The organism is Streptomyces sp. NPDC041968, assembly GCF_055589025.1.
The window spans coordinates 355,675-363,541 of sequence record NZ_JBVJCB010000010.1; the positions used below are offsets into that span (position 1 = coordinate 355,675).

Below are 7,867 nucleotides of genomic sequence, written 5' to 3' on the forward strand. Positions count from 1 at the left end.
GTCGCTCACGGGTTCGCCTCCTTGCGCAGTCCGTCGGCGTGCAGCTCTTCCGGCAGGTGGAAGCGGGCCAGGATCGCCGCCGTCCCGGCCGGCACCCGGCCCGGGGTGGCCAGCGACACCAGCACCATGGTGAGGAAGCCCAGCGGCACCGACCACAGCGCCGGCCAGGCCAGCAGCGCGTGCAGCGCCCCGCCGCCGCCGGGGAAGCCGCCCATGGTGGCGGCGACGGCGAGCAGCGCGGAGCCGCCGCCCACCAGCATCCCGGCCGCCGCGCCGGGCGGGGTCAGGCGCCGCCACCAGATGCCGAGGACGAGCAGCGGGCAGAACGACGAGGCGGACACCGCGAAGGCGAGACCCACCGCGTCGGCCACCGGCAGCCCGCCGACGAGGGCGCTCGCCGCCAGCGGCACGGCCATGGCGAGGACGGTGCCGAGCCGGAAGTGCCGGACCGCGCGGGACGGCAGCACGTCCTGGGTGAGGACGCCGGCGACGGCCATGGTGAGTCCCGACGCGGTGGACAGGAACGCGGCGAAGGCACCGCCCGCGACCAGGGCCCCGAGCAGGTCGCCGCCCACTCCCCCGATCACCCGGTCGGGCAGCAGCAGGACGGCGGCGTCGGCGTCACCGGTGAGGGTCAGCTCGGGTGCGTACAGGCGGCCCAGGGCGCCGTAGACGGGCGGCAGCAGGTAGAAGGCGCCGATCAGACCGAGGACGGCGACGGTGGTGCGGCGGGCGGCGACGCCGTGCGGGCTGGTGTAGAAGCGGACCACGACGTGCGGGAGGCCCATGGTGCCCAGGAAGGTGGCGAGGATCAGGCCGTACGTGGCGTACAGCGGGCGTTCCGTGCGGCTCTCGGCCCGGGAGGGCGACAGGGCGTCGTCGGCGCCGCGTCCGGCGGCCGGGACGGAGGTGCCGCGGGCGAAGGTGAGGCGGGTGCCGGCCTCGATGTGCCGGGTGCCGGCCGGGAGGACGGTCGGGACGCCGTCGTGGGCGCGGCCGTCGACGGTGCCGTCCACGGTGACGCTCAGCGGCTCGTCGAGTTTGAGGGTGAGACTGTCCTCGACCCGCACGGAGCGCTGCTCGCGGAAGGTGGCCGGTTCCTCGAAGGGGCGGCCGGGGGCGCCGTCGCCCTGCCAGGCGAGCACCAGGAAGAGGGCGGGGACGAGCAGGGCGGTGAGCTTGAGCCAGTACTGGAAGGCCTGGACGAAGGTGATGCTGCGCATGCCGCCGGCGGCGACGATGGCCGTGACGACGACGGCGACGATCACTCCGCCGAGCCAGTCGGGCGCGTCGCTGAGCACGGTCAGGGTCAGTCCGGCGCCCTGGAGCTGGGGCAGCAGGTACAGCCAGCCGACGCCGACGACGAAGGCGCCCGCGAGGCGTCGTACGCCCTGGGAGGCGAGCCGGGCCTCGGCGAAGTCGGGCAGCGTGTAGGCGCCGGAGCGGCGCAGCGGGGCGGCGACGAAGAGCAGCAGGACCAGGTAGCCGGCGGTGTAACCGACCGGGTACCAGAGCATGTCGGGGCCCTGGACGAGGACCAGGCCGGCGATGCCGAGGAAGGAGGCGGCGGAGAGGTACTCGCCGCTGATGGCGGCGGCGTTGAGGCGGGGGCCGACCGTGCGGGAGGCGACGTAGAAGTCCGAGGTGGTGCGGGAGATGCGCAGGCCGAAGGCGCCGACGAGGACGGTCGAGACGACGACGAGGGCGACGGCGGGTATGGCGTAGGTGCTGTTCACGGTTCCTCGGGGACGGTCAGCGGTCCTCGACGAGGCGCACGAAGTCGCGTTCGTTGCGCTCGGCGCGGCGGACGTACCAGCGGGCGAGGAGGACGAGCGGGGCGTACAGGCCGAAGCCGAGGACGGCCCATTCCAGGCCGTGGGCGTCCGGCATCGCCGCGAACAGCAGGGGCAGCGGCCCGACGAGGAGCCCGAGGACCGCGAAGGCGGCGAGGCCGGCGCGCAGCTGGCTGCGCATGAGGGAGCGGACGTAGGTGTGCCCGAGGGTGGTCTGCTCGTCGATCTCGGTACGCGGACGGTAGTAGCCCGAGGCGCCGGGGGCGCGCCGGGGTGGTCCCGTGACGGTGACGCGGCGGTCGGTGGGGTCCTGGGGCACGGTCACGGCCTCCGCATGAGCAGGTCCCGCAGTTCGCGGGCGTGGCGCCGGCTGACCTGGAGTTCCTCGGTGCCGACCAGGACGCTGACGCTGCCCGCGTCCAGGCGTAGTTCGCCTATGTGGTGCAGGGCGACGAGGTGGCGGCGGTGGATGCGGACGAAGCCGCGGGCGCGCCAGCGTTCCTCCAGGGTGGACAGGGGGATGCGGACGAGGTGGCTGCCCCGGCCGGTGTGCAGGCGGGCGTAGTCGCCCTGGGCCTCGACGTGGGTGATGTCCTCGACGGGGACGAAGCGGGTGACGCCGCCGAGTTCCACCGTGATGTGGCCGGGGTCGGGTTCGTGCACGGGCACGCGCGGGGCGGGGGCCGGGGTGCCCCGCTGTTCCGCGGCGCGGCGGACCGCCTCGGCGAGCCGTTCCCGGCGGACGGGCTTGAGGACGTAGTCGACGGCCTTGAGGTCGAAGGCCTGTACCGCGAAGTCCTCGTGCGCGGTGACGAAGACGACCAGCGGCGGCCGGGCGAAGCCGGTCAGCAGCCGGGCGAGGTCCAGCCCGTCGAGGCCGGGCATCTGGATGTCGAGGAAGACGACGTCGATGGCGTCCGGACCGTCCGGGCCCGACTCCAGGGCCCGGTTGATGCGGCGCAGCGCCTCGGTCGCGTCGCCCGCGCCCTCCGCCGTACCGATGCGGGGATCGGCGTTCAGCAGGTACACGAGTTCCTCGAGCGAGGGGCGTTCGTCGTCGACAGCCAGGGCGCGCAGCATGAGGCTGGAGTGTAGGGGCGATCCGTACGCCTGAACACGGGCCCGACAGGGACGTATCCGCTGGATACAGTGCCCGCATGAGCAGCAGGCCCACCCCGTTCGACGAACTCGACCGGAAGATCGTCACCGCCCTGACGGCGAACGCCAGGTCCTCCTTCGCCGAGATCGGCGCGGCGGTCGGACTGTCCTCGACGGCGGTCAAGCGCCGGGTGGACCGGTTGCGCGAGACCGGCGTGATCACCGGGTTCACCGCGACGGTGCGGCCCTCCGCGCTGGGCTGGCGGACCGAGGCGTACGTGGAGGTGTACTGCGAGGGCGCGGCGCCGCCGCGGCGGCTGGCGGAGGTGGCGCGCGGCTATCCGGAGATCACGGCGGCGATGACGGTGACCGGGGGCGCCGACGCCCTGCTGCACGTGCGGGCGCGGGACGTGGAGCACTTCGAGGAGGTCCTGGAACGGATCCGCGCCGAGCCGTTCATCCGCAAGACGATCAGTGTGATGGTGCTGTCCCACCTGATCCCGGACAGTCCGGAGGCCGGCGCGGGCCTGCCCGCCGCACAGGACGCAGCGGACATGCGCTGACCGGGGGGACAACGCAGCATTGCTGCGGGAACGCGCAGCTTTCCGCGCTTGTCGGGCGGGCTCGTCACTTCCTACCGTGGTGTCAACCCCTCGTCACACACCGTGAGGAACGGAGGTACCCCTCTGTGCCCGACTCCCGTGTGCCGCGCCGGCGGCGCTTCCTGCTCTGCGAACCCAGACACTTCGCCGTGCAGTATGCGATCAACCCGTGGATGAGCACCGGCCGGCCCGTCGACGTCATCCGCGCCCTGGACCAGTGGCAGGCGCTGGTCGACGCCTACCGCGTGCACGGCCACACCGTGCACACCGTGCAGCCGGTGTCGGGCCTGCCCGACATGGTCTTCGCCGCGAACTCCGCGGTCGTCGTCGAGGGCCGGGTGTTCGGCTCCCGCTTCCACGCCCCCGAGCGCCGTCCCGAGTCCGTGCCGTACGCGACGTGGTTCAAGACGGAGGGCTTCGAGGTGCACCAGCCCGAGGCGGTCTGCGAGGGCGAGGGCGACCTGGTGCCGGCCGGTCGCTGGATCCTTGCCGGTACGGGCTTTCGCACCACGCGTGAGGCGCACCGCGAGGCGCAGGAGTTCTTCGGTGTGCCGGTGATCTCGCTGACGCTGGTGGACCCGTACTTCTACCACCTGGACACGGCGCTGTTCGTGCTCGACGACACAGGCGACGGGGGCGCCGGGAACGTCGCCTACTACCCCGGGGCGTTCTCGCCCGGCAGTCGTGAGGTGCTGGAGCGGCTCTACCCGGACGCGGTGCTCGCCACCCGCGAGGACGCCCTGGCCTTCGGGCTCAATTCCGTCTCCGACGGACGGCACGTGTTCCTCTCGCCCGGGGCGCGGGGACTCGCCGATCGGCTGGCCGGCCTCGGTTACGTCCCCGTACCCGTCGACCTGTCCGAGTTCCACAAGGCCGGAGGCGGCATCAAGTGCTGCACCCAGGAGATCCGGGAGATCCGCCCATGACCGCACCCGCCCGCACCCGCGGCTCCGAAGAGCTGATCCGCGCCGAGGAGCCCGTCCTCGCGCACAACTACCACCCGCTGCCCGTCGTCGTGGCCCGCGCGGAGGGCGCCTGGGTCGAGGACGTGGAGGGGCGCCGCTACCTGGACATGCTGGCGGGGTACTCGGCGCTCAACTTCGGCCACCGCCACCCGGCGCTGGTCGAGGCGGCCCACCGCCAGCTGGACCGGCTCACGCTCACCTCGCGGGCCTTCCACAACGACCGGCTCGCCTCCTTCGCCGAGCGGCTGGCCGCGCTCACCGGCACCGACATGGTGCTGCCGATGAACACCGGCGCCGAGGCGGTGGAGAGCGGCATCAAGGTGGCCCGCAAGTGGGCCTACGACGTGAAGGGCGTCCCGCGGGACCGGGCGACGATCGTGGTCGCGGCGGACAACTTCCACGGCCGTACGACGACGATCGTGGGCTTCTCCACGGACGAGACGGCCCGCTCGGGCTTCGGCCCCTTCGCCCCCGGCTTCCGGATCGTGCCGTACAACGACCTGGCGGCGCTGGAGGCGGCGGTCGACGAGACGACGGCGGCCGTGCTGATCGAGCCCATCCAGGGCGAGGCGGGGGTGAACATCCCGGACGACGGCTACCTGGCCGGTGTGCGGGAGCTGACCCGCCGCGAGGGGTGCCTGTTCGTCGCGGACGAGATCCAGTCCGGACTCGGCCGTACGGGGCGCACGCTGGCCGTCGAGCACGAGCCGGTCGTGCCGGACCTGGTGCTGCTCGGCAAGGCGCTGGGCGGCGGGATCGTGCCGGTGTCGGCGGTGGTCGGCAGCCGGGAGGTGCTCGGGGTGCTGCGTCCGGGCGAGCACGGCTCGACCTTCGGCGGCAACCCGCTGGCCGCCGCGGTCGGCACGGCGGTGGTGGAGCTGCTGGAGACGGGCGAGTTCCAGCGCCGGGCTACCGAGCTGGGGGCGGTGCTGCGGGAGGGCCTCGCCGCCCTGGTCGACAAGGGCGTCGTCGGATTCCGTGCGCGCGGGCTGTGGGCGGGCGTCGACGTCGACCCGGCGCTGGGCACCGGGCGTGAGGTCAGCGAGCGGCTGATGCGCGAGGGCGTCCTCGTCAAGGACACCCACGGCTCGACCATCCGCCTTGCCCCGCCGCTGACCGTCACCGGTGCGGAGCTGGAGGCAGCGCTCGGGACGCTGGAGAAGGTGCTGACCTCCTGAGCGGGGCGCCCGGGGAGGTCAGGGAGCGGCTCGACCCTCGTCGAGCCGCTCCACCTGCGTCACACCGTCCCGGTCCTCGGCGTCCTCGCTGGGCGCGCCCGCGAACCAGGCGTCGAGGATCTCGCCCAGCAGCGGCCCCGAGGTCAGCCGCAGGCTGAGGGCGAGGACGTTGGCGTCGTTCCAGCGGCGGGCGCCGTCCGCCGTACAGGCGTCGGTGCACAGGGCCGCCCGTACGCCCGGCACCTTGTTGGCCGCGATGGACGCGCCGGTGCCGGTCCAGCAGCACACCACCGCCTGATCGGCCGTGCCGTCGGCGACCTCGCGCGCCGCACGCGCGGAACACACCGCCCACCGGGTGTCGGCCCCCGGGCTCAGGGCGCCGTGCGCGAGCACCTCGTGGCCGCGTCCGCGCAGCTCCTCGACGAGGAGCCGGGCCACGGGTTCGTCCATGTCGGAGGAGACGGAGATCCGCATGGGCGAAGCCTACTCAGCGCGCCCCGCTCACCTCATCGGCCCAACCGCATGACCGAGGTCACGGCCATACGCAGCATGATCGAGGGAATGGTACGACCTGAGAATCGTACGACCGAGCAGTTTCCCCGTCCGGGGTTCCTGCGTGGAAAGGGAGGCCGCCACGTCCCCCAACGACAACGGCCAGGAATCCGACGCCGCGGCGGTCCGCCGCCACCCCGCCCTGTTCCGGGCCATCAGACGTCGGCAGAACCCCCGACTGCGCCGGTCGGACATCACCGTCACCGACGAGGCCGCGGTCAGGCGCGCCGTGAAGGCCGCCTCGCTGGGCAATGCCATGGAGTGGTTCGACTTCGGCATCTACGCCTACCTGGCGGGCACCATCGGTCGTGTCTTCTTCCCGTCGGGTAGTGACACGGCGCAGTTGCTCTCCTCGTTCGCCACGTTCGCCGTGGCGTTCCTGGTGCGGCCGATCGGCGGCATGGTCTTCGGGCCGATGGGTGACAAGGTCGGCCGCAAGAAGGTGCTCGCGCTGACGATGATCCTCATGGCGATCGGCACGGCCGCCATCGGGCTCATCCCGAGCTACGACTCCATCGGCTTCTGGGCCCCGGTCCTGCTGATCGTCTTCCGCCTGCTCCAGGGCTTCTCGACCGGCGGCGAGTACGGTGGCGCCTCCACCTTCATCGCCGAGTACGCGCCCGACAAGCGGCGCGGGTTCTTCGGCAGCTTCCTGGAGCTGGGCACGCTGGCCGGGTACACCGGCGCCGCGAGCCTGGTGACCGCGCTGACGGCCTGGCTCGGCAGCGACACCATGGACGCCTGGGGCTGGCGCATCCCGTTCCTGGTCGCCGCGCCGCTCGGCGTCGTCGGCATCTACCTGCGGCTGAAGCTGGACGACACGCCCGCCTTCCTGAAGCTGGAGGACTCCAACGTCCACCTCTCGGAGGCGGCGAACGCGGTGGAGACGACCGCACGGGGCGACCTCGCGAAGATCTTCCGCACGCACTGGCGGGCGCTGTTCCTGTGCATCGCGCTCGTGGGCGCGTACAACATCACCGACTACATGCTGCTGTCGTACATGCCGACGTACCTGTCGGACGAGCTGCACTACAGCGAGAGCCACGGACTGATGATCCTGGTGGCCACCATGGTGCTGCTGATGCTGATCATCAACCAGGTGGGCCGGCTGTCCGACCGCTTCGGCCGCAAACCGCTGCTGATGACCGGCATGATCGGCTTCCTCGTCCTGTCCGCGCCGGCCTTCGTGCTGGTGCAGGAGGGCAGCCTGCTCGCCGTCTCGGCCGGCATGCTGATGCTCGGCCTGTCCCTGGTGTGCCTGCTGGGCACCATGTCGGCGGCGCTGCCCGCGATGTTCCCGACGAACGTGCGGTACGGGTCCCTCTCGGTCGGCTACAACCTGTCGGCTTCCCTGTTCGGCGGCACGACGCCGCTGGTGATCACGGCGCTGATCGGCGTGACCGGCTCCGACATGATGCCCGCCTACTACGCGATGGCCGCGGCCCTGGTCGGCGTCGTGGCGGTGGCCTGCATGAAGGAGACGGCCCAGCAGCCCCTCGAGGGCTCCCCTCCCGCGGTGCAGACCGACGAGGAGGCGGCGGAGCTGGTGGAGGCGCAGGCGCCGACCCCGAAGTTCTGACGCTCCGGCCGTCGCGGTGTCCGTGTGCGCCGACCGTCGCGGCGGCCGGCCCGGAGTTCCCCGTCGGCCGTGCCCCGGGCGGGCCTCAGCGTCCGAGCTG

The 7,867-nt window shown here is 72.6% G+C and carries 8 protein-coding genes; 4 read left to right on the top strand and 4 right to left on the bottom strand.

The window, feature by feature from the left end; all coding sequences use genetic code 11:
- Positions 1-5: 5 nt before the first annotated feature.
- The 3 genes from ACZ6EG_RS25405 to ACZ6EG_RS25415 are packed head-to-tail and all read right to left on the bottom strand — an operon-like array spanning position 6 to position 2,873.
- Complete coding sequence (locus ACZ6EG_RS25405; protein ID WP_469607831.1) at positions 6-1,736, bottom strand: sodium/solute symporter; 1,731 nt, start codon at positions 1,734-1,736, stop codon at positions 6-8.
- A 16-nt stretch (positions 1,737-1,752) separates the two neighbouring features.
- Positions 1,753-2,112: a hypothetical protein gene (locus tag ACZ6EG_RS25410; RefSeq protein ID WP_391969496.1), complete on the bottom strand. Its 360-nt coding sequence runs from the start codon at positions 2,110-2,112 to the stop codon at positions 1,753-1,755.
- A gap of 2 nt (positions 2,113-2,114) precedes the next feature.
- Positions 2,115-2,873, bottom strand: a complete 759-nt coding sequence (locus ACZ6EG_RS25415) for a LytR/AlgR family response regulator transcription factor (protein WP_361010191.1) — start codon at positions 2,871-2,873, stop codon at positions 2,115-2,117.
- Positions 2,874-2,950: 77 nt separating this feature from the next.
- Between ACZ6EG_RS25415 and ACZ6EG_RS25420 the strand changes: the two genes are divergently transcribed.
- From ACZ6EG_RS25420 to rocD, 3 genes are all read left to right on the top strand, one after another.
- Positions 2,951-3,454, top strand: coding sequence for an Lrp/AsnC family transcriptional regulator (locus ACZ6EG_RS25420; RefSeq protein ID WP_391969386.1), 504 nt, complete (start codon positions 2,951-2,953; stop codon positions 3,452-3,454).
- Between the two features lie 125 nt (positions 3,455-3,579).
- Entirely contained in the window at positions 3,580-4,419 is an 840-nt protein-coding gene (ddaH, locus tag ACZ6EG_RS25425; protein ID WP_391969387.1) for a dimethylargininase, read from the top strand.
- Complete coding sequence (gene rocD / locus ACZ6EG_RS25430; RefSeq protein ID WP_469607837.1) at positions 4,416-5,636, top strand: ornithine--oxo-acid transaminase; 1,221 nt, start codon at positions 4,416-4,418, stop codon at positions 5,634-5,636. The genes ddaH and rocD overlap by 4 nt, the downstream gene beginning before the upstream one ends.
- Before the next feature lie 18 nt (positions 5,637-5,654).
- Here the strand turns inward: rocD and ACZ6EG_RS25435 are convergent, their stop codons facing one another.
- Positions 5,655-6,110: an RpiB/LacA/LacB family sugar-phosphate isomerase gene (locus tag ACZ6EG_RS25435; RefSeq protein WP_391969389.1), complete on the bottom strand. Its 456-nt coding sequence runs from the start codon at positions 6,108-6,110 to the stop codon at positions 5,655-5,657.
- A 142-nt stretch (positions 6,111-6,252) separates the two neighbouring features.
- Here ACZ6EG_RS25435 and proP point away from each other — a divergent pair, with 142 nt between their 5' ends.
- Positions 6,253-7,767 (top strand): glycine betaine/L-proline transporter ProP, encoded by a 1,515-nt coding sequence (gene proP, locus ACZ6EG_RS25440; protein ID WP_391969390.1) that lies wholly within the window; start codon positions 6,253-6,255, stop codon positions 7,765-7,767.
- Positions 7,768-7,867 lie beyond the last annotated feature (100 nt).